Annotated in this window: 20 protein-coding genes; 12 read left to right on the top strand and 8 right to left on the bottom strand. The window is 41.9% G+C overall.

What is annotated here, in order from left to right; translation table 11 throughout:
* The first annotated feature begins 84 nt into the window (after positions 1 to 84).
* Positions 85 to 1,614, top strand: coding sequence for a serine hydrolase (locus Q0R88_RS12340; protein ID WP_295716479.1), 1,530 nt, complete (start codon positions 85 to 87; stop codon positions 1,612 to 1,614).
* Positions 1,615 to 1,678: 64 nt separating this feature from the next.
* Here Q0R88_RS12340 and Q0R88_RS12335 read toward each other — a convergent pair whose 3' ends face one another.
* Positions 1,679 to 1,960: a hypothetical protein gene (locus Q0R88_RS12335; protein WP_295716478.1), complete on the bottom strand. Its 282-nt coding sequence runs from the start codon at positions 1,958 to 1,960 to the stop codon at positions 1,679 to 1,681.
* Positions 1,961 to 2,255: 295 nt separating this feature from the next.
* Here Q0R88_RS12335 and Q0R88_RS12330 point away from each other — a divergent pair, with 295 nt between their 5' ends.
* From Q0R88_RS12330 to Q0R88_RS12295, 8 genes are all read left to right on the top strand, one after another.
* On the top strand, positions 2,256 to 4,130 hold the full coding sequence (locus Q0R88_RS12330) for a PDZ domain-containing protein (protein ID WP_295716476.1): 1,875 nt from the start codon (positions 2,256 to 2,258) through the stop codon (positions 4,128 to 4,130).
* The gene (locus Q0R88_RS12325; RefSeq protein WP_295716475.1) at positions 4,130 to 5,428 is read left to right on the top strand and encodes a M20/M25/M40 family metallo-hydrolase; all 1,299 of its coding nucleotides are present in this window, start codon (positions 4,130 to 4,132) and stop codon (positions 5,426 to 5,428) included. The genes Q0R88_RS12330 and Q0R88_RS12325 overlap by 1 nt, the downstream gene beginning before the upstream one ends.
* 307 nt (positions 5,429 to 5,735) lie before the next feature.
* Entirely contained in the window at positions 5,736 to 6,257 is a 522-nt protein-coding gene (locus tag Q0R88_RS12320) for an ATP-binding protein (RefSeq protein WP_295716473.1), read from the top strand.
* 179 nt (positions 6,258 to 6,436) lie between these two features.
* Complete coding sequence (locus tag Q0R88_RS12315) at positions 6,437 to 6,997, top strand: RNA polymerase sigma factor (RefSeq protein WP_295716471.1); 561 nt, start codon at positions 6,437 to 6,439, stop codon at positions 6,995 to 6,997.
* Positions 6,994 to 7,560, top strand: coding sequence for a hypothetical protein (locus Q0R88_RS12310; protein ID WP_295716469.1), 567 nt, complete (start codon positions 6,994 to 6,996; stop codon positions 7,558 to 7,560). Before Q0R88_RS12315 ends, Q0R88_RS12310 begins: the two co-directional genes overlap by 4 nt.
* The gene (locus Q0R88_RS12305) at positions 7,541 to 8,995 is read left to right on the top strand and encodes a hypothetical protein (protein ID WP_295716468.1); all 1,455 of its coding nucleotides are present in this window, start codon (positions 7,541 to 7,543) and stop codon (positions 8,993 to 8,995) included. Before Q0R88_RS12310 ends, Q0R88_RS12305 begins: the two co-directional genes overlap by 20 nt.
* Before the next feature lie 81 nt (positions 8,996 to 9,076).
* Positions 9,077 to 9,853 carry a TerC family protein gene (locus Q0R88_RS12300; protein ID WP_295716466.1) on the top strand — a complete coding sequence of 259 codons (777 nt, stop codon included), beginning with the start codon at positions 9,077 to 9,079 and terminating at the stop codon, positions 9,851 to 9,853.
* A 189-nt stretch (positions 9,854 to 10,042) separates the two neighbouring features.
* Positions 10,043 to 10,465: a DUF559 domain-containing protein gene (locus Q0R88_RS12295; protein ID WP_295716465.1), complete on the top strand. Its 423-nt coding sequence runs from the start codon at positions 10,043 to 10,045 to the stop codon at positions 10,463 to 10,465.
* A gap of 176 nt (positions 10,466 to 10,641) precedes the next feature.
* On the opposite strand, the gene Q0R88_RS12290 is transcribed toward Q0R88_RS12295, so the two are convergent.
* Positions 10,642 to 11,829, bottom strand: coding sequence for a class I SAM-dependent rRNA methyltransferase (locus tag Q0R88_RS12290; protein ID WP_295716570.1), 1,188 nt, complete (start codon positions 11,827 to 11,829; stop codon positions 10,642 to 10,644).
* A gap of 215 nt (positions 11,830 to 12,044) precedes the next feature.
* On the opposite strand from Q0R88_RS12290, the gene Q0R88_RS12285 reads away from it, so the two are divergent.
* Entirely contained in the window at positions 12,045 to 12,893 is an 849-nt protein-coding gene (locus Q0R88_RS12285; RefSeq protein ID WP_295716463.1) for a DUF2911 domain-containing protein, read from the top strand.
* A gap of 148 nt (positions 12,894 to 13,041) precedes the next feature.
* Here Q0R88_RS12285 and Q0R88_RS12280 read toward each other — a convergent pair whose 3' ends face one another.
* From Q0R88_RS12280 to Q0R88_RS12265, 4 genes are all read right to left on the bottom strand, one after another.
* Entirely contained in the window at positions 13,042 to 14,751 is a 1,710-nt protein-coding gene (locus Q0R88_RS12280; protein WP_295716462.1) for a sodium:solute symporter, read from the bottom strand.
* A 108-nt stretch (positions 14,752 to 14,859) separates the two neighbouring features.
* Positions 14,860 to 15,051: a hypothetical protein gene (locus tag Q0R88_RS12275; protein ID WP_295716460.1), complete on the bottom strand. Its 192-nt coding sequence runs from the start codon at positions 15,049 to 15,051 to the stop codon at positions 14,860 to 14,862.
* Positions 15,052 to 15,238: 187 nt separating this feature from the next.
* Positions 15,239 to 15,868 (bottom strand): DUF2306 domain-containing protein, encoded by a 630-nt coding sequence (locus Q0R88_RS12270; RefSeq protein WP_295716458.1) that lies wholly within the window; start codon positions 15,866 to 15,868, stop codon positions 15,239 to 15,241.
* The gene (locus tag Q0R88_RS12265) at positions 15,865 to 17,778 is read right to left on the bottom strand and encodes a WG repeat-containing protein (RefSeq protein WP_295716456.1); all 1,914 of its coding nucleotides are present in this window, start codon (positions 17,776 to 17,778) and stop codon (positions 15,865 to 15,867) included. Before Q0R88_RS12265 ends, Q0R88_RS12270 begins: the two co-directional genes overlap by 4 nt.
* A gap of 186 nt (positions 17,779 to 17,964) precedes the next feature.
* Here Q0R88_RS12265 and Q0R88_RS12260 point away from each other — a divergent pair, with 186 nt between their 5' ends.
* Both Q0R88_RS12260 and Q0R88_RS12255 read left to right on the top strand, forming a co-directional pair.
* Positions 17,965 to 18,510 carry a peroxiredoxin gene (locus Q0R88_RS12260; protein ID WP_295716455.1) on the top strand — a complete coding sequence of 182 codons (546 nt, stop codon included), beginning with the start codon at positions 17,965 to 17,967 and terminating at the stop codon, positions 18,508 to 18,510.
* A gap of 320 nt (positions 18,511 to 18,830) precedes the next feature.
* Positions 18,831 to 19,415, top strand: coding sequence for a carboxymuconolactone decarboxylase family protein (locus Q0R88_RS12255; RefSeq protein WP_295716453.1), 585 nt, complete (start codon positions 18,831 to 18,833; stop codon positions 19,413 to 19,415).
* Between the two features lie 259 nt (positions 19,416 to 19,674).
* On the opposite strand, the gene Q0R88_RS12250 is transcribed toward Q0R88_RS12255, so the two are convergent.
* Together Q0R88_RS12250 and Q0R88_RS12245 are read right to left on the bottom strand one after the other, a co-directional pair.
* Positions 19,675 to 21,225, bottom strand: a complete 1,551-nt coding sequence (locus Q0R88_RS12250; protein WP_295716451.1) for a DHA2 family efflux MFS transporter permease subunit — start codon at positions 21,223 to 21,225, stop codon at positions 19,675 to 19,677.
* Positions 21,226 to 21,230: 5 nt separating this feature from the next.
* The gene (locus Q0R88_RS12245; protein ID WP_295716449.1) at positions 21,231 to 22,292 is read right to left on the bottom strand and encodes an HlyD family secretion protein; all 1,062 of its coding nucleotides are present in this window, start codon (positions 22,290 to 22,292) and stop codon (positions 21,231 to 21,233) included.
* Positions 22,293 to 22,310 lie beyond the last annotated feature (18 nt).

Genomic DNA, 22,310 nt, shown 5'->3' with positions numbered 1-22,310 from the left:
ATGCGGCATTATTTTGAGAATAATTAATGCCGTCGTAAAAATTGCGTTAATTTAGTACATTAACAAAGTATAAGATCTGTTGTAATGAAAAAAATACTCCTACCTGTCGTCCTCTGCCTTTTATTTATAAATTTTACCCATGCCCAGCATGCCGACAGGAGCAAATTCATCAGGGATAGTTTGGACCTTTATGTAAGCCGGGCGCTTACCAACTGGCGTATTCCGGGTGTGGCGGTATGTATTGTAAAAGACAACAAGATAGTGTTGATGAAAGGCTACGGCATCAAAGAACTTGGTATGCCCAATAATGTTGATGTAAACACCCTGTTTATGATAGGTAGTAACACCAAAGCCTTTACAGCTACCGCTTTGGCCATGCTGCAGGCTGGCGGCAAGCTTTCACTTGACGATAAGGTAACCAAATATATACCGGAATTTAAATTGGATAATCAACTGGCCGGCGAGCAGGCTATAGTACGCGATTTGCTGTGTCATCGCCTGGGCTTGCAAACATTCCAGGGCGATTTTACTTTTTACAATACCAACCTTAGCCGCGATGAGGTGATTAAAAAATTAGGGCAAATTAAAGCGCCTTATGCTTTTCGCACCAAATGGGGGTATACCAACGCGGCATTTTTAACTGCCGGGCAAATTATCCCTAAAGTAACCGGCAAGCCATGGGAAGTATATCTTAAAGAAAATATTTTTGCACCATTGGGCATGAGTAATACACTGGCTTTAACGGCCGATATGCCCAAATCATTAAACCGTACGGTGCCCCATACTTTTACCGATGGCAGGCTATCTGCCATACCTTATTGCCAGATAGATGGACTTGCACCTGCGGGGGCCATCAGCTCATCGGTAAATGATATGAGCAAATGGGTATTGGCTTTACTGAATGATGGCAAGGTTGGCAACAGGCAGGTGATCCCATCTGCAGCGATACAAGCCACCAGGCAGCCACAGGATATTGTAAGCAGCATTCACCATTTAAATGGCGAAGATAATTTTGAGTTATATGGTTTGGGATGGTTTATACAGGATTACTCCGGTCATCGCTTGGTGATGCATGATGGTGGGGTAAATGGTTACCTGTCATCAGTAACGCTATCGCCAAAGGATAATCTGGGTATTATCATCTTAACCAACACCGATCAAAACCTGTTTTTTGAGGCCCTGCGCTGGGAAATTCTTGATGCCTATTTTGGACAGGGATACCGCAACTATAGCGAGGCTTACCTAAAAAACTTTAAAACACAAACAGCTACTGCCCAGGCAACCGATAAAAAACTGCGCGACTCTGTATTGTTGAACCTTCGCCCATTATTGGCTGCCAGTGATTATATGGGTAAATATACCAACAGCCTATACGGATCAATGGAGGTTACCCAGGGCGAAAACAATGACCTGGAGATGCGTTTTGAACATCACCCCAAAATGTTTGCTAAACTACAGCCATTAGGCGGCAACCGGTTTTATGTAACTTTTTCAGATCCTACACTGGGCAAGGCTGTTTTTCCTTTCTCGGTACAAAATGGAAAGGTAACAGGTGTAAGAGTTAAGGTAGCTGATTTTGTAGAGTATAATCCTTATGATTTTAAGAAGGAATGAGCTGGTGAGTGGCAAATAGAGAACAGTAAGTAATTAATGCTAACCATCAACTACTTACCTAATCTTAAAACTTCAAATTGGCTTTCAGCCATTGCTGTACATCTTCCTGGGTACTAACTTCTTCAGGCAGTTTATCATGAATGAGTTTTTCCATTTTATTGCCGGTATTGGCAAAACGGTAATCCCATAATATCATCAGTTTGTTTATCAAATAAACAATTTCATTACCCTCGTCCTTAGCAAAAGGAGTTGCATCCGGTTTACCATTAACGCGTGGATCGGTTGGGGTATAGGTTGTCCATTTGTAATCGGTATAGTGTAGGTTTCTTCGCGAAAAAAGGATCATGGATTAAAGAATTTCTTTAAAGGTACGCATAATTAGCCCGGTATTTTGTGAAAGACGTTTTTATATAGGTTCAAAAATTAAACTGGCGTTAATAAATTGTAACTTCTTATGTATAGTGGTTTCGTCCGCCGCATAGTTTAACAACTCAATTAGTTTCAGGCAAATCTTAGCCATGCCACTTCATCCTCACTCAAAAACACTCTTCTATCCTTATTACTTTTTACACGATGTAATAATATTGATATAATACATTTCCGCTATTAGTTGTATTTTCAGCGCTGATAACCAGGATTACATGAAAAGATCATTTTTACTCGCATTTGCTACCTTATTTACATCTGTTGCGATAGCGCAGCAAGATGCCCCCAAAGCCATTTATTACGCCATATCGTTCCCTAACGCGGCCCACCACGAGGCCGAGGTATCCATAACCATTCCGCAGGCGCCCACAGGACCATTGTTGTTGCGTATGAGCCGTTCATCAGCAGGCAGGTATGCCACGCATGAGTTTGGTAAAAATATTTACAACGTAGCAGCAACAGATGTTAATGGAAAAGCGCTTGAGCTTAAACAGCTGGAAGGCGATTTATACCAGGTAGAAGAACACCCCGCTACTGTAAAAGTAAGCTATACCCTGTTTGGCAACTGGACAGATGGCACCTATGCCAGCATTGACCCCAGCCACGCCCACCTTAACATGCCTGCCACATTTATGTGGGTTGTAGGGCAGGATAAAAGACCGCTTACCTTCCAGTTTAATGATCTTGAAAAATATGGATGGCACATTGCGACCCAACTCAAGCATGAAGGCAGTAACGTGTACAGTGCCCCCAACCTGCAATACATGATGGATTGCCCTACCGAATTATCTGATCATAAAGTAACCAGCTGGGATGTGGTAAACACCGATAATAAAAAGCTGAAAATAAACCTTACCGTGCACTCTGACGATAGTCAGCAGGTGATTGATAATTTTGGTAAAATGGTTGCCAAAATGGTTTTGGAAGAAAAAGCTGTGTTTGGTGAACTACCTGCGTATGATTATGGCGAGTACACCTTTATCAGCGATATTTATCCAACTACATCAGGCGATGGTATGGAGCACCGTAATTCTACCTGTATCACTATCCCCGCGCCAAAGGTTGAAGGGTTAGAGAAAAGATTGTTAGGTGTGTATGCACACGAATACTTCCACAGCTGGAATGTGAAACGTATCCGCCCAAAAACACTGGAGCCTTTTAATTTTGAGCATGCCAACATGAGCAGTGAGCTTTGGTTTGCCGAAGGTTTTACCCAATATTATGGCGAATTGTTGCTGGTGCGCTCGGGCTTTGTTGATCTTGATGATTATAGCGGAACATTGGGTGGCCTTGTCAACCAAATATTAAACACCCCTGCCGCGGCAAAATATCCGGCAACGCAAATGAGCCGCTACTCGGTATTTGCTGATGCTGGCGTATCTATTGATCCAAACAACAATGCCAACGATTTTACAAGCTATTATACTTACGGCGGCGCCATAGCTCTTGCGCTTGATCTGCGTTTGCGCAGCGACTTTAATATGACGCTTGATGATTATATGCGCCAGGTTTGGTTAACCCGCGGTAAAGTTATGAAACCTTATACCGTGCCTGATCTGCAGACTGATTTAGCCAAAGCAACCAACAACCCCAAATTCGCTGCCGATTTCTTTAAGAAGTATATTACAGGCATCGATAAAAATAATTACGCCGAATTATTAACCAAAGCAGGTTTGGTTTTACGCAGGATAGACCCGGAGAAGGGATGGGCAGGCTCATTAGCAACTACTGCCGGTCGTGGAAGGGCTGGTCAGCCACGGGCCGCCAATGCTGATGGTTTACCTATATTATCAAGCACAATCATAGGCTCGCCCGTTTACAAAGCAGGGCTTGATGCTGGTGACATTATTTTAAAAGTTAACGGTGTTGATATTAAAGATCAAAAAGGATTTGACGATCAGCTAAACGGGAAAAAACCGGGAGATAAGCTTACCGTAAATTATAAAAACCGTACCGGTAATCACGAAACTACCATCGTACTGGAAGAAAATCCTAATTTTGAAGTACTTACTTTCGAAAAAGCAGGTAAACAACTATCTAAAGAACAGGAAACCTTCCGTAACAATTGGTTACAATCAAAAGTCAAATAATGATGAAAAAAACCTTATTAGCAGCGGCTTTATTAGCTGTATCAACCTGCGGCTTTGCACAGGACGTAAATAAACTAATCAACCAGGATGATGTAGCCCGCATCATTAAAACACTTTCGGCAGATGATATGCAGGGCAGGGCTACCTTTACCCCCGGTATTGAAAAAGCTGCCAAATTTATTGAGGGCGAATATACCAAGGCCGGTTTGGTACCATTAACAGGTAATAGCAGTTTTAGGCAGAATTTTACTATGGTGCGTACCAAGCCGGTTAAGCTAACTGTGAGCATTAATGGCAAAAGCATACCAGCCGACAGCGCTTTTACAACAGGAGGCGAATCATTTAGCTGGGCTACCAACGCCGATGTGCAGGTGGTACAAGTAACGGCTGATAAAAATTTCAGGCAGGAATATGGCGCTATCACCAAAAGTGGTAAAAAGACACTGGTACTGGTTGATCCTAAATTTAAAGACCTGTTTAGCCGTGTGTGGAGTTTTAACAACAGGGGTAGCATGAGCTTCAAGGGTAAAACAGCAACTCCAGTTGTATTTGTATTGGGCAGGTTGGATGCGGTAACCGCCTTTGATGTAAGCTACGAAAGCAAAACCGAAGAACTACCTCTGTTTAATGTGGCGGGTATGATTCCCGGCAAAACCAAACCCGAAGAGTTTGTAGTATTCTCGGGCCATTATGACCACCTGGGTATTTTAAAACCGATGGAAGGCGATAGTATCGCTAACGGTGCCGATGATGATGCATCGGGTACAACAGCGGTTTTAACCTTAGCCAAATACTACAAAAAGCTAAACAATAATGCTCGCACACTTATTTTTGTGGCCTTTACTGCCGAAGAGATTGGCGAATACGGTTCACAGTACTTTGCTACCCAGGTTGCGCCTGATAAGGTGACGGCGATGTTTAACATCGAAATGATAGGCAAGGCTTCAAAATTTGGTACAAACTCGGCATTCATTACCGGCTATGAACGGTCTGATTTTGGCAAGATCCTGCAAAAAAACCTGGAAAAAACCACCTTTAAGTTTTACCCGGATCCATACCCTGAACAAGACCTGTTTTATCGCAGCGATAACGCCTCATTGGCCGAAGTGGGTGTACCCGCACATACCATATCAACAGATCAGATAGATATTGATAAGCTTTACCATACCGTAAAAGATGAGTTTAGCTCATTGGATGTAAACAATATTACATCAACCATAAGGGCTATAGCATTAAGCTCGCGCAGTATAGTTGCCGGTACAGATACCCCTACAAGGGTGCCTAAACTGGAAAGATAGAAATGTTAATTTGCAGCATGTTGGAGTCGACTCACCCCGACATCGCTGCGCTTGTCGACCCTCTCTTCGCCTTCGGCGGAAAGAGGGCTTTAAAAATCCTTTGTCATGCTGAACGGAGTGAAGCATCTATTTTACGACATGCATGTCCCACAGGCATAGTTTGCCAATAGATCCTTCGTTCCTCAGGATGACAAAACAGGGGGGCAAAAAGAAAAGAAATTCCCTCTTTCCACCGAAGGTGAAGAGAGGGTGGTCAAGCGTAGCAACGACCGGGTGAGTCAATTAGTAGACAAGTGCACTCATCTCCATGAACAACATCCTCAAAATAGCAGTAGTAGGTCCCGAATCAACAGGTAAATCAACCATGTCTGATTATTTGGCGGCGCATTACCATACCATTGCTGTGCCCGAGTATGCACGTGGTTATTGCGAAAAGCTTACAGATCCCTGTACCTGGCAGGATGAAATTAATATGTTTTATGGTCAGTTGGAACTGGAGGATGCACTGCTGCCCCGGGCCAATAAAATATTGATCTGTGATACTACTTTTATCACAGTAAAAATTTGGAGCGACGAAATGTTTGGCGAATCGCCGCAGGAGGTATTGGATGAATTGCCCAAACACCCTTATGATCTCTACCTCCTCCTCAATATCGATCTGCCCTGGCAAGATGATCCCTTGCGCAACTTCCCCACCATGCGCGAACATTTTATGGATGTTTGGTATAAAGAGTTGGATGCCCTGAACGCAAGATATGTGCTGATCTCAGGCACGGGTGATGACAGGTATCAGAACGCGGTGAAGGCGGTAGATGAGTTTTTGAAATGATAATCCCAATTTGTCATGCTGAGGTACGAAGCATCTATTCGCAAACTATGCTTAAACGGATGCATGGCGTAAAATAGATGCTTCGTACCTCAGCATGACAAAGTTTTAATAAAATTATTTTCTCTTCCCGTGCAACGTTGTAAAATAGCCTGCGTCTATTATACTGAAGCTTAACAGATTTGGAAGCAATATTCATAGATAAACATTACAGCCTGGTGGTTGAGTGCAAGCAGGGAAGTAAAAAAGCCTGCTATGAACTTTACCGTCTATATTCTAAAGCGATGTTGAACGTCGCCTTTAGAATAGTGGGCGATATTGCCGAGGCTGAGGATGTTTTACAGGAAGCTTTCCTGGATGCATTTAATAAGCTGAAAGATTTTAGGCAGGAAACCACGTTTGGCTTATGGCTTAAGCAAATAGTGGTAAACCGTTCAATAAATCAGTTGCGCAAACGCAAGATGGAACTGATAGAACTGGATGGGAATCATTTGGAGGATATCCCCGATGAGGAACCTGCCGATGATGATGAAATACAATACCAGGTAACAATGGTAAAAGAAGCTATGAAACAATTACCGGATGGTTACCGGGTTGTAATATCGCTCTACTTATTGGAAGGTTACGACCACGAAGAAATAGGGCAAATTTTAAATATATCAGAAAACACCTCAAGAACCCAGTTCTTGAGAGCTAAAAGAAAACTAATGGAAATTTTAAGCAGAAAGGGAAAAGTGATATGAGCAAGCGATTTGAAGATTTCATGAAAGAGAATCAGGACGATTTTGACGAGATCGAGCCATCGGCAGATCTGTGGGGTAAAATAGAGGCGCGTTTAAACGTGCTGGAGGCGGAGCCAAAAAAGCGCGAAGCCAAAACCTTTTCGCTCGCTTTTGTGCTAAAGGTGGCCGCATCCATCATCGTGGTGATGGGCATAGGTTTCGGGGTGTATATCCAAAGCCAAAAAGGCCCAAAAAACGTTGACCTGGCTGCTATTAACCCTGAGTATGCCAAACAACAAGTACACTATGCATCATTGGTTGAAACTCAGCTTACCGAGTTAAAGGCTGCCTCAAAAGGCGATCCGCAACTGTTTAAGGAGTTTACTGCCGAGATTGCCAAAATGGACTCTACTTATAAAAAACTAAATAATGATTTAGCCACCAGCCCTAACCAGGAACGTGTTTTACGTGCAATGATCCGGAACTTGCAAATACAAACCGAGGTGCTTAGTCAGCAATTAAATGTAATAGAGCAGTTTAACGAAACTAATAAAGATCAAAAAGATGAAATCAAAAATATTTAATCCCTTCCTGTTTGCGCTGATGATTTTATTGGCCCTTGGTACAGGAAGTTTTGCACAGCAAAAAAAGCCCGCTAAACCGGCAAGGCCGGCCAAACCTGCTGCTGCGCCTAAAGTTGCCCAGACTGACGATGATGAGGATGATAGCGATGATGCCGACATGGACTCCAAAGACTATCAGCTTAAAATGAAAGACCTTCAAATAAAAATGAAGGACTTGCAAATAAAAATGAGCGCGCTTAACAAGCAAAAATTCAACAAAACCATGAAGCTGAACATGAAGAAATTCAACAAAAGCTTCAAAGGGCTCGATAAAAATTTCAAGCTGGATACCTTAAAGGGTTTCGCCTTTAAGCTTAACGATAGCATGTTAAACTTTGCCTATAAATTTGATACCAATATAGCTCCCATGATTGCTTATGGATTTAAGGATTTTGATAAAAGCTTTAACTTTAGCTATGATAGCAGCGACGACGATAACGACAAACAGCAACAAAGCGCTGAAGAAGTAGTAAAAACCAAAAGCTATAGCAAAAGCTATAATGTTGATGCTAATGATGTGATTAATATCGACAATAAGTTTGGTAAGGTAATCGTAAACACCTGGAACAAAAATGAGGTAAAAGTTGATGTGCAGATAAAAGTGACCACCAACAACGACGATAAAGCACAGAAACTGTTGGATGATGTAAATATCAAAGATGGTAAAGATGGCAACGGGGTTTACTTTAAAACCACCATCAGCTCTGATGAGGACAGCAATGGTTCATGGGGCTCGTTTTTTAAAGGGAGCCGTAATTCGGTACGTTCAATTGAAGTGAACTATACGGTGTATATGCCGGCTAAAAGTCCGCTAACTATCAGCAATAAATATGGCAGTACAGATTTGCCCGATCTGAGCGGCAAGCTCATTATCAATAACTCCTTCGGGAGCCTGGTGGCTAAAACGCTGAGTAACCCCGGTAACCAGATCAAGGTAAAATATGGCAATGCCACCATCGGGAACTTAAATGGCAGCGACCTTGATGTTGCCTATGGCAGCCTAAGCCTTGGTGATTGCGACAGGCTTAATGCAAACCTGAGTTACAGTTCGGCAAAAATTGGCCGCATAAAAACATCGGGTAACATCAATGTTAAATTTGGGGGCGGTATAAGTATTGAGGGTGTTGATAAAAACCTGAAAGATCTGTCTGTTAAATCAAGCTATTCAAGCATCAAGCTTGGCCTGGGCGATGACCAGACTGCCGATTTTGATGTAACTGTGCGTTATGGCAGCTTTAACTATGGCAACCGCGATGTAAGTTTGACCAGTAAAACTCCTGCCGACGGCGAACGCGGATTTAACCCGACCAAAAATTATAAAGGTCATTTTGGTAAAGGCGGTACCGATAAAACCATTACCATCAACTCCACCTTTGGAAGTGTAAACTTTGATTAATCAATAAATTTACCCTTTTACGCAAGCCTCTGCCCTAAACGGCAGGGGTTTTGTTATTTTTGGGCTTAACACATCACACCTATGGATTTAGAGATATTTACCCAGGCCGAATCATGGATATCATTAGTTACGCTAACCCTTTTAGAAATTGTTTTAGGGATTGATAATATTGTTTTCATATCTATCCTATCAGATAAATTGCCCGCAAAGCAGCAGGCTAAAGGCCGCCGGGTAGGTTTAGGTATGGCCATGATTACCCGGATATTGCTCTTACTTTCCATTAGCTGGGTGATGACGCTTACCGCGCCATTGTTTAACCTGAGCCACTTGTTAAGTATTACCGATGCCGGTTGGGTAGAAAAACTGGCCATTTCCGGCCGCGACCTTATTCTGATTGTCGGTGGTTTGTTCCTGATCTATAAAAGCACCGCCGAAATTCACCATAAAATAGAGGGCGAAGAAGAAGGCAGCGAAAACGTAAAACCACAGGGCTTTATAGCCACCATTATACAGATCATGCTGCTGGATATCGTTTTCTCCCTCGATTCGGTAATCACCGCCGTAGGTATGGCCAGCCATGTAGAGATCATGATCCTGGCCGTTGTAATAGCCGTAGGCATCATGATGTGGGCATCAAATGGTGTAGCTGCATTTGTAAACAAACACCCAACCGTTAAAATGCTGGCACTTTCCTTTTTATTGCTGATAGGCGTATCGCTATTAGCCGAAGCATTTGAGCAGCATATCCCTAAAGGATACATCTATTTTGCCATGGCGTTCTCGATGTTGGTAGAGATGCTGAATCTGAAAATGAGAGCGAAGAAAGCCAGGAGCCAAGAGTCGGGAATCAAGAAATAAGAATCAAGAGTTGAGAGTCAAGAGTCAAGAATCAAGAATCAAGAATCAAGAATCAAGATACAAGAATCAAGATGAAAGCTCTTGCTCCGAAAAAAGCATTGGGCCAGTGCGATTCCCTCCCTCGGGAGGGTAGGGAGGGGTTTCTTGAAGCGATATTCCTGAAGCGATATTCTAATAGATATAAACGATATGCCCAAAATCATCCCCTATAACCCAAAACTAAAGGCCTTAGCCCGCAAGCTGCGAAAGGATATGACCTTTGGCGAAGTGCTATTGTGGAATGAAGTAAAAGACAATAAGGTATTTGGGTTTGATTTCGACCGCCAATGCTGTATCGATAATTACATAGTTGATTTTTATTGTAAAGCTCTAATGCTTGCAATAGAAATTGATGGAATGTCGCATAATTATGAGGAGGCATTCAATAAAGACGGAATAAGGCAACAAAAATTAGAGGGTTTTGGGATCCGATTCCTGCGCTTTTCAGAGGCCGAAATGAAAAGCGATATGCTAAATGTGATCAGAACTATAGAAAGTACAATAATTGAAGTTGTTAAGAATGATCCTGCAATTAAATTACCTAAAGAGTTTGACTTGGAGTTATTGAAATAGCTGCTTTGCTTGTATGGCGTAGAAACCCCTCCCTACCCTCCCGGGGGAGGGAATCGCACCTGGCCTATGCTTTTTTTAATTTTTTTCTTCCTTTCACCCGTCACACCCGCCGCAAGTTGTACTTTTCTCCCGTCTTGATTCCTGACTCTTAATTCTTGACTCTCTCCTAAAAATTCCTAAAATACTCTACACAGTAGCCCTTTTAAATACTCACCTTCGGGGAATGATGCCCTTACCGGGTGGTCCTCGGGTTGGTGAAACTGGTAAATGAATTGTACCTGTTTGCCGGCATCTAATGCGGCCCAGGCAATTACCTGTTTAAAGGTTTCCATATCCATAGCGCCAGAGCAGGAATAGGTGGCTAACAGCCCGCCTTCGTTCAGCAATAGCATGCCTAAGCGGTTCAGATCTTTATAAGCGCGGGAAGCCCTGGTTAGCGCAGAGCGCGAGGGTGCATATTTTGGTGGATCGAGTACGATAACATCAAATTTTTCACCATCGTCCCTAAACTTGCGCAATTGCGTGTTTACGTCCGATTTGATGGAGGTATGTTTATCGGCATCCAGTTTATTGAGCAGGATATTTTCTTTTAATGTTTCAATGGCCAGTGCCGAGCTATCCACGCTGGTTACAGATGCTGCGCCATTCTTTAGGCTGTTTAAGGTAAAACCGCCGGTGTAGCAAAAGCAATCCAGTACTTTTTTATTTTTTGCATAGGAGGCCAGGATATGGCGGTTATCACGCTGATCGCAATAAAAACCAGATTTTTGGCCTTCGGTGATATTGATACCGTATACGATGTTGTTTTCCAGTACTTCTACAATTTCGGGTGGAGGGCTACCGGCTAAAACCTTGTTTTCGGTTTCGCCCATGCCTTCATGCGCGCGGGATGCGGTATCGCTCTTGTCCGAGATGCTTTCGGGGTTCAGCAGCTTTTGCAGTTCATCAATAATTACAGGCATCATGCGTTCCATACCCGATGTAAGCACCTGTACGGCTAAATGTCCCGCGTATTTATCAACAATTAATCCCGGCAGGTAATCAGATTCGCTGAAAACCAGGCGGCAGGTATTGGTGCCATTTTCCAGCACATTGGCACGGCTTTTAACCGCGGTTGCCAGTTTACGGCGAAACCAGTCGTCATTAATTTCTACTGATTCGTCCCACTCCAAAAGGCGCAGGGCAACACGCGATTGATCGTTGTAAAAGCCATAGGCCATAAAATCGCCTTTGGCATTAAGCAGGCGTACTACATCACCATTTGCAGGTTTCCCTTTTACCTTATCAATAGCCCCCGAAAATACCCATGGGTGCTTTTGCACAACAGCTTTCTCTTTGCCTTTACTTAATACAACATCAATCATAGCCGCAAAGGTAATAAATTGGTAAGTAGTGAGTGGTTGATTTGTGAGTAGTTGCATAGTATTTAGATTTGAAAGCAGATTTCTTAATACAAACCACCCACCTAATCAACCATTCACAATTCACCAAACGCCCATTAAACTATTACCAATATTATTACTCCAACACAATATTTCCCGATTAAAAACATTTGGTATCTTAGTATCGAAAACATAACATGAGAAAAACTTACTTACTGGTAGCCACCATGCTGTTAGCGTGTTTGAGCTATAAGAGCTATGCCCAGATTCCGCGCATTCCTGAGGCCAGTTCTACGCAAACTATTATCCAGGATTTTGGATTAGGAAAAATTACCGTCACTTACTCGCGCCCAAATGTGAAGGATCGTAAAATTTTTGGAAGTATTATTCCCTGGGGCGAGGTTTGGCGCACAGGAGCAAACGCCGCCACCACCATCACCTTTACCGAAAAAGTGCTTGTTGAAGGCCACAGTGTACCGGCTGGCACTTATTCATTTTTCAGTATCCCCGAAAAAAATGAGTGGACCATCATCTTAAATAAAGTGGTTAAGCAATGGGGCGCTTACAGCTACAAACAAAGTGAGGATTTTTTACGCTTTGTGATTAAGCCCATCCGCGTAAGCGAAAAAAGGGAAACCTTTACCATGGCTTTTGCCAACACAACCACCAAAGCAACCGATTTGTACCTTGTTTGGGACAAAACCGCGGCCATGATCCATTTAGAAACGGATGATGATGCAAAAATTACCGCCAACATTGATGAATTGATGAAGGGCGACCGGAAGCCTTATTATTTTAATGCTATCCAATACTATTACGAGAACAATAAAGATGTTGACAAAGCATTAGGCTGGGTTTACGAAGCCGAGAAAATAGACCCTAAAGGCCCATGGTATAAACTATGGAAATCCCGCCTGTTGTTACGCAAAGGCGATAAACCTGGCGCCATTGCAGCAGCCGAAGAAGGTATCGCACTTTCAAAAGCAAGCAAAGATGATGAGTACGCACGTTTGAATAAGGAAGCTCTGGATCACGCGAAGGATTAACACCACACCCAAATCCTCCCCGGTAGGGAGAACTTTAAAAAGATCTTTTGCATTTGGCAGAAGGTCTTTTTTTATGGGTAATTGCACCATACACAGTAAAATTTCAAAAAGGGTGATTACAGGGCTATCGCTGGCGATACAGGTTTTATTAAACGACTGGTACTTCTACCGGGCTTTTTTGAGACATAGTTTTATTCATGATATAAGCCACAATCATCACCAAAAAGCATCCGATTGGGTTAAGCCATAAATAGGCCACTGTTTTGCTTAATCCTAAATATAATATGGCTGCCTCACTGACAATGGCACCAATAAATACAGATGTACCGTTTATCCGCTTCATGTAAAAAGCAACCACAAATACTCCCAATACCGTTCCGTATACGTAGGAGCCTAACTGGTTTACAGCCTCCAGTAAATTGCCAAGTTTGCTGGCATAAAGGGCCATAATTACACATACAACTCCCCAAAATACCGTTGCTAAACGCGAAACAAGCAGGTAGTTTCTGTCTGATGCGTCTTTATTTATAGTACGCTTATAAATATCAATCACGGTTGTTGAAGCCAGTGAGTTGAGCGCGCTTGCTGTTGAACCCATAGATGCCAGGAAAATAATAGCGATCAGCAGCCCTACAAGTCCCTTTGGCAGGTATTGTTTAACAAAGGTGAGGAACACATAATTGGTATCATTATCATCGGCAGCTGCGTTGTTCTTTTTCATCAGCGCTATAGCGTCCTGCCTGATGATGCGGGCCTGCATATCCGCCAGTTTCAGGTCGTCCTGGGCATGGTCTATTTTGTCCTGGTTCTTGCTGTCAATAGCTGTTAGCAGGTTATTTGCTTTCGCTTTTCTTTGTTCAAAAGCCTGGGTATATTGCTGGTCCAGGTAATTATATTGTGTGGCGTAGCTGCTTTGTTTTACCTTATCAACCTCGTAATTGTTGAAAAACATGGGTGGCCTGTTAAACTGGTAAAAAGCAAAGACCAATACCCCTATCAGCAGGATCAGAAACTGCATCGGGATTTTGATCAATCCATTCATGATTAACCCAAGCCTGCTTTGCCCTATCGAGCTGCCGGTTAGATAGCGGCCTACCTGGCTTTGATCTGTACCGAAATAGGATAGCTGTAAAAAGAAGCCGCCTATTAAACCACTCCATACATTGTAGCGGTTATCCCAGTCAAATTTCCAGTCAATTACATTCATGCGGCCCAGTTTGCCTGCCATTTTAATGGCATGGGTAAAGCCTACTCCCTGCGGCAATAAATGCACTACCAGGATGCCCGCCAGGAACATACCGGCAAATATGATACTCATCTGCAGCAGCTGAGTATATGATACCGCCTTACTGCCGCCATATACAGTGTAAAATATCACCAACCCGCCTATAAATAGGGTGGTATAAACGGTATTGATATTTAAAATAGTTGACAAAATGATGGCTGGCGCGTAAATAGCTACCCCGGTTGATAGGCTGCGCAATACCAGGAACAGGAATGCAGTGAGTGCCCGTGTCTTTAAATCAAACCGTTGCTCCAGGAACTCATAGGCTGTATAAACTTTAAGGCGATGGAAGATGGGGACAAAGGTGATACATAACACAATCATGGCCAGCGGCAAGCCGAAATAAAACTGCACAAAGCGCATCCCATCGGAATAGGCCTGCCCGGGGGCCGAAAGAAAAGTGATGGCGCTGGCCTGGGTGGCCATAACCGAAAACCCAACATGGTACCAGGGCAAAGATCGGTTGCCCATTAAAAACTGATCGATGTTTTTATTGTTGCCGCTTTTCCACATGCCATAAAGCACGATGCAAAAGAGCGTTAAGCCTAAAACTATCCAGTCGGGTAAACTCATTCAAAAGACTTTGTAATGAGCCAAAATACAAAAACTAAAAAAACCAGCCATGCGACTACGATGCCGTAAAACTGGTTCCAATTACTTATAAATGAGGGCAGATCAGGATCAGGCCTTTTCACCACGGCCTCTAACCATAACATTCAGGAAGAAAGCGGCAGTTAATAAACCTAATACACCACCAACAAAGATCCAGGTATAACCCTTGTCAATGATTGCGCCTACAAACATACCCGATACTAATGCTACTAAGTAGTATATATAATCTAAGTTTTCTTTCTCTTCTTCGTGATGTTTCATATTTGTTGTATTATAACCCCGGCAAAAATAGGGGTTTAATTGAATTTTAGCAACAGTTTATTTAGGATAAGATGATTATTATAACTGTTCCCCAAAGCCTGTATAAACTATGAGCTATACAGGGCAGGCTATGCCAGTACAATCCGCTTGTTTAGTGATGGCCATGCTATTATTTATAATAACATTTTTACACAGTTTTGTAGGTTGTTTTGTCATATAGGTTTATCAGCTCTACCAATATGAGGTTAGGTACCCAGCTTAAAAAAGCAATAATGATGTAGTTGTTATTAAAGTTAACGCCATTGCCAAAAACATGGAACAGCAATATATAAAAGCGCAGGGTTACGGCGCCAAAGGCGAGGCCATAACTTCTGCGCATCATTTTAACGTGCTCATCAACCTTGCCATTTTTAATTAGCAGGAATGCTGCCAGTGTTGATGCAATCCATAAGGTATTCTGGAGCATGAACGACGCAAAAACACCATTACCACGGTTAACAAACAAGGTCATGACATAGGCACCCGGCGCGGCAATAAACAAAACCCCAAAAAGATATATTTTCCCCAGTGCCTTATGCAGTTGCCGGTTATTATATACCTTTTTTGAAAACTGGAAAAAGCCAACCAGCAGAATGATGCTGCTGGCGAAAATATGGCAGTAAAACGCAGGCATGTACCAGCCTGTTTTAATAGCCGCTTGCTTAAAACCTAAAAAGAAGGCATGGTTATGGGCAAAGCTTTCGTAAAATGTGCCAACGCTTAAAACGAAAATCCATACAAATGCAAAGTACCTTAATAGCCGGCCGGTAATACTCATTTAGCTGCCAGTGTATTATTTTTTTGCCTGTTTAGCTTGTTGTTGATGAAGCTGATATTATATTTATCAATGGTGGTTAATGAATCGTCTACATTAGCGTTGCGGGTTGTATCGCCTTGTGAAAAACGGTATTCAAAAACATCATTCCACTTTTGGTTTTTAAATTTGTATTTATACGATGCATAGATCTCGTTTTTCATGTACTGCAGCAGGGATTGATTTACATGATCCATAGTTGTTTTTTTTGAGGATTTATATGGGCCTGTTATAATGGTGTAACAGCCCTGCAGGTATGAATCATCGAGTTTTATAAATTGGGTAGGGAAGAGCCTTTCGGATTTTAAATCAACCAGTTTGCCGTTCTTAACCTGCAGATAATGATAGGATGGACCTTCTTCCAGGGTCTCTTCTTCGTTTAATAAAGGCTGATAAAAGTAAGATGTTGATTTAAACTCGAATAGCGAATCATTAATTGCCCTTGTAAAGTTTTCCATGCAAGCACCGGAAAGTGAACCGAACCCTTCGCCTTCGCCTAAATCTACAGCGGTATTAAATCCCAGGATCTGGTTATGCTTCTTATCAACCACGAGTAGATTTTTGCTGGTATAAAGACCACCTCTGCCGCCCAGGTAATCATTAACAATGGTGTAGTAGGCACTTTGAAACCAATTGACATCACCATCGTTTTTATCACCATCAAAGGCAACGGCTATGGAGCGGCTGCCTTCACCGCCATCCTCGTCTTCATTACTAAATATTTTCCTCAGCGGATTTGGGAAATCAATAAATTTAGGCATTATCCCCAGGCCGGTGAGATATGATGGCGGGATAATAAGCGAAGTGCCTTGTGTTCGAGAATTATATTCCATCACGTTTTTTGAGCTTTCTTCAGTTAGCGTGTAGGATTGGCCAAGGGTCTTAATCTGCGAAACAATATCGGCTATCTTAAAGTCAACTATTTTTTCTGATAGTGTGGTGTCTGCCTTAAGGTAAAAGAAATTCTCTCCATTTTTTACAACGGCCAAATTATCTCCTGCTTTTAATGGATAGATCTGGTCATAATCAACTGGTACTACCAGTTTACCGTCGAGGTTATAAAGTCCTCTTTTATCGGCTTTTTCAACCTCAATAAGCCCTTCAATGGTTCCGTTGATGTTATGTATCAGGTCGTACTCCGCCGGAATGATTTCCTTCAGCTCTTGATTTACAAGTCCTATTTTAAAATCATCGTGGTTAATTTTACGGTCGTCCTGGTAGTAGAAGTTTTCGGGTAGTTTGCCTTTTACTACATAGTAATATGTTTTGTTGTTTATATGATCAAACCATACTACGCTATCATAGCGTGCTTTTAATTGTTCGGCAGTTTTAAAAGCGGCAAGGGTAATTGGGCTATAAATATCTTTTTCGGGGATGGTTTTGTTAACTACTTTATTTTGGTAGGCAATATAATCTTTAACAAAGTCGGTAGCGTTTACCTGGGTTATTTTATATTGTTTGTTATCTATTTTATGAATAGTGAATAACAGGGATGATTTTTCTGTTGGCAGGTTGTCATGGTTAAAGCTTGTAACTACCAAAGCTGTTGCAAACTCGGGGTTTACAACTGTAATAAGGGCGTCTTCGGTATTTAAGCTTACTTTAAAAATAGGTTTTGCTTTACCACCGGTATTGGTTTTATTGGTAAGCACACTTAACAGAACTTTTACAAGCTTACTTTTTTGCTTGTCTTCAAAGTACAAACTTGCCGAGTCAATATTGCCTGCTTTAATCTGGGCGTTAAAAGCATTTAAAAATTGCGTGATCTCTCCCTTTTTTGGTGATACTAAATTTTTGCTCCGGATAAAGAGGAATCCGCAGGCAGCTATAACAATAACTGCTATAACAACAATAACGACAGGTTTGGTTTTCATGATACCAATATAGATATATTAATGAACCGCAAAAAAACATTTATAAAATTGCCTGTTTTTTGTAAATAGCTAAAATAGATGATGTTTAATATGTATATCAATAAAATCTATATCGTATAGATTTTTAGTATGAAACGCTGACTTATAAATCAGTATATTTGCATATCTAATAAAAAAAGAACAAATATGTTAACGATAGGACAAAAATTCCCTCAATTTTCTAAAACTGCTGTAACAAGTCTTGAAAAAGGAAAAGAGTTTGAAACACTTACTTCTGAGTATCTTGTAAATGATGATAACGTTTGGACAGTAATGTTCTGGTGGCCAAAGGATTTTACTTTTGTTTGCCCAACTGAGATTGCTGAGTTCAACAAAAACTATGGCGAGTTCCGCGACCGTGAAACCCGTTTAATTGGCGCTTCTACAGATTCTGAATTTGTTCATGCTGCCTGGAGACGCGATCATGATGATTTGCGCGATCTTAAATTCCCAATGTTAGCTGATACTTCAAAATCATTAGCCGAAGACCTTGGTATTTTGGAGCCAACAGAAAAAATTGCTTACCGTGCAACTTTTATTATCGATCCTACAGGTATCATCCGCTGGGTATCAGTTAACGACCTGAGCGTAGGCCGTAACGTTAAAGAAGTTTTACGTGTACTTGATGGTTTACAAACTGACGAGCTTTGCCCATGTAACTGGGAAAAAGGCCAGGAAACCCTTACCGTTTAATTACCCCTATTAATATATATCCTCGTACAATTAATCATTGTGCGGGGATTTCTTTTTAAGCTGTGTATAAGCTGAAAGAAGAAGGCATAGGGCCGAAAGCCTAAATGCTGTTTAAAAAGACACAGGTCTTATTTGCCTTTGTGTTTTTGCAAAATTCGGAATGATGAAATGACGTTTTAAAGTTTTTTACAAAAACGTCAGGAAATAGATTTAGACAGCTGTTAAAAGGCTGCCTAAATGGTTTAAACGAATTACAACAATCAAATTCCGCTAAAAGCTTTAAGCTATCGGCTTTTTGCTTTGAGCTCAAATTAAATATAATGACCGAAAGTACCGAAGTAATCGAGGAAATACTGGAAAGTATTGGATTAGATAAAGATTATCGTACCAACAGCCTTACGCTGCTGGAAAAAGGTGAGTCACGCTACCTGCGCGACCTGAAACTTAATTTTACAAGTATTCTTACCTCTGCGCAGCTAAGTGCTAAGGAGTGTGCTCTATTAGGCTTAAGCATCGCTGTAAATAACAACAACGCGCCGCTAACTGCCTATTTTACTAAATACGCAGAAACACAGGAAGCAACCGCTGCCGAAATTGCTGAAGCTGTTGGCTGTGCATCTCTGTTGGCATGCAATAATGTGTTTTACAGGTTCAGGCATTTTACTCAAAAGGAAAAATACACCCAGATTCCTGCCCGCATTCGTATGCAGTTGATGATGAAACCTGTAACAGGTAAAGAATTTTTTGAGTTGATGAGCCTTGCAGTATCAGCCGTTAACGGTTGCGAAATGTGCGTAAATTCTCACGAAGATTCATTGATAAAATTGGCTACTACCGAGGAGCGTATTTTTGATGCCATACGTATTGCATCATTGGTAACAGCTACCGGGAAAGTTATTTTTTAAGGCTTTAATTATTAATTTCAACAGAAAAGGCATGAGATTTAAAAATTTCATGCCTTTTTCATAAATAACAGTTTATTACTGAATTTAATTTGTGTTTGTTAATTAAAAACTTCTAAATTTATGCCTAAGATTAAACAAACCTCGATTACACTAATTTTTCATTAAATCAATTGTACCTCGGGGCGAGTTATTAAATTTTAATTGTTAATTTTTTTTGGGGAAAGCCGTTCCAGGTAATAGTGGAACGGCTTTTATCGTTTTAATGTGCGTCCACAGGGATTTTAACGTTTGATTTTTTGAACGGCTGCAGGTAAAGCAATGGTATTGAAAACAGCATCACTAAACCCGAGATCCAGTAAGCATCATCATAGGTTAATAACAGCACCTGTTTGGTTAGTGCGCCCTCAATAGCACCATAAGCCATACGGGTTGCATCCATTAGGGAATGCCCTTTTGCCATAAACCCATGCAGTGCAGCGTTGTAGCGTTCAACAAAAGCCGGGTTGGTTGCCGTAATGTTTGTTAACAGATTTTGGCGGTGTACCCCCTGGCGTATGTGGATAACGGTAGTTAATGTTGCTATACCAAATGAACCACCCAATTGGCGCATCATGTTGTTTAATCCTGTACCCTGCCCAACTTCGGGCCCTTTAAGGTCGGCAATGGCAAGTGTAGTTAATGGTACAAATAACAAGGCCATACCAATACCGCGTATCACCAGCGGAATAAAGAAGTTTCCTGTACCCATAGCCAGTGTTGAATTACTGAGCATCGTAGTAAATACAAAGAACAGGAACATACCCGCGGTTGCCATAAACTGCGCCGGAATACCTTTATTGAGCATTTTGCCTATAAATGGCATCATTACTATGGTACATAACCCGCCGGGGAACAGTATCTCGCCCGTTTGCTGTGCCGTAAAGCCAAGCAAATTCTGGCAAAATATGGGGAATACGAACACCGATCCATACAACCCGAAACCGAGAATAAAGGAGGTGAACATCCCCACAGCAAAACTGCGGTGCCTTAATATGCTGAAATTTACAATAGGGAAGTCGATGCTCATTTCGCGCCATATAAAAAGGATCAATCCTAATACGGCGGTAATAGTTAATACAGTTATATAGGGCGTGGCAAACCAATCTTCCGATTCACCTTTCTCCAATATAGTTTGTAAGCTACCTACAGCTATTGCTAACAAGCCAATACCCCACCAGTCAACAGGTTTACCTTTTTCATCCTTGGGTGTTTCGCGCACAAAGGTGTAAGCAAAAAACGCTGCAAGGGCACCTACCGGAATGTTTACATAAAATATCCATCTCCATGAGGAGTGGTCGGTAATATAACCACCTATGGTTGGGCCAACAGTTGGGCCTACTACCGCACCTAAACCAAATAATGCTGTAGCTGTACCAATTTGCTCACGTGGCCAGGTTTCTATCAAAATAGCCTGCGAGGTTGATATTAAACCACCACCGGCAATACCCTGCAATATCCTGAACATTACCAGCTCATTTAAGTTGGTTGCATTACCGCATAAAAACGAGGCAATGGTAAACACTATAATGGAGGTAATGAAGTAATTTTTACGCCCGAAACGGCTCCCCAGCCAACCTGACATCGGGAGTACAATTACGTTTGCAACAGCGTACCCGGTAATTACCCAGGCAATATCTTCCAGGGTGGCACCAAGGTTACCCTGTATATCGGGCAGGGATACATTCACAATTGTGGTATCAATAAGCTCCAGTAACGAAGCTATGATAACCGTAATGGTGATGATCCATTTTTTAAAGCCTGTTTCAGCCATTTTATTTATCCTTTAATTACAGAAACCTTTACGCTCATACCCGGACGTAATTTATCCATGGTAGCTTTATCGGCAGTTATTTTAATTTTAACAGGTACACGTTGTACTACTTTTACAAAGTTACCGGTTGCATTATCTGGTGGCAGCAAAGAGAACTTAGCGCCTGTAGCAGGGCTAAAGTTGTATACCTGGCCTTCCAGTTTCATATCTGGGTAAGCGTCAACTTCCACTTCAACCTTCTGCCCGTTTTTCATATCGTTAAGCTGGGTTTCTTTAAAGTTGGCAGTAATGTACAAGCTGTTATCATTTACTATGCTGAACAATGTTTGCCCTGCCTGTACCAGCTGGCCCAACTGAACGCTCTTTTTGGCAGCTAAGCCGCTTGATGGCGCCTTAATAGTAGTGTAGCTTAATTGCAGTTTGGCATAATCAATATCAACCTGCTTTTGGCTTACGCCAGTGTTGGTAACCTTTAACTGGCTGCGTGTAGTGCCAATTTGCTCAACCGCTGCTTTGTACTGATCCTGTGAGGCCCTAAGGTTAGCCTTCGCTACATCAAGATCGGCTTTGGCCTGATCAAATTGCTGCTGGGTTACTGATCCATCCTTGATCAGGTCGGCATAACGTGCATAATCTTTTTGAACTTTATCTAAACGGGCAGCATTTGATTCAACCTGCGCCCTGGCGCTTGATGAGTTTGCCTGTGTAGCATAAATTTGTGATTGGTTAACGTTAATGCCTGCGCTTGCACCCACTTGTGCTGCCTGTGCCTGCTCTAATTTAACCTTGTAATCGCGGTCGTCAATCTTAACTAAAGTTTGCCCAACGGTTACGTGTACGTTATCCTCAAAATAAATAGAGTCAACATAGCCGCCAACGCGGGCAACTACCGGGCTTATATCGCCGTCAATCTGGGCATCATCAGTATCGATGTGTTTGCCAAAGTATAAGTATTCTTTGATACCGAAAATGATACCACCAATAAGTAATACGCCTAATATAATAGGGATAACTTTATTTGGTTTCTTTTTTGGTTCCTGTTCCTGTGTTTCTTGTGCCTGTGCCATTGTATTATGTGGTTTAGT

This window comes from Mucilaginibacter sp. (genome assembly GCF_025362475.1).
Lineage (GTDB): Bacteria > Bacteroidota > Bacteroidia > Sphingobacteriales > Sphingobacteriaceae > Mucilaginibacter.
The sequence above is the reverse complement of the archived record's forward strand: the minus strand, read 5'-3'. Positions and strand labels throughout refer to the sequence as shown.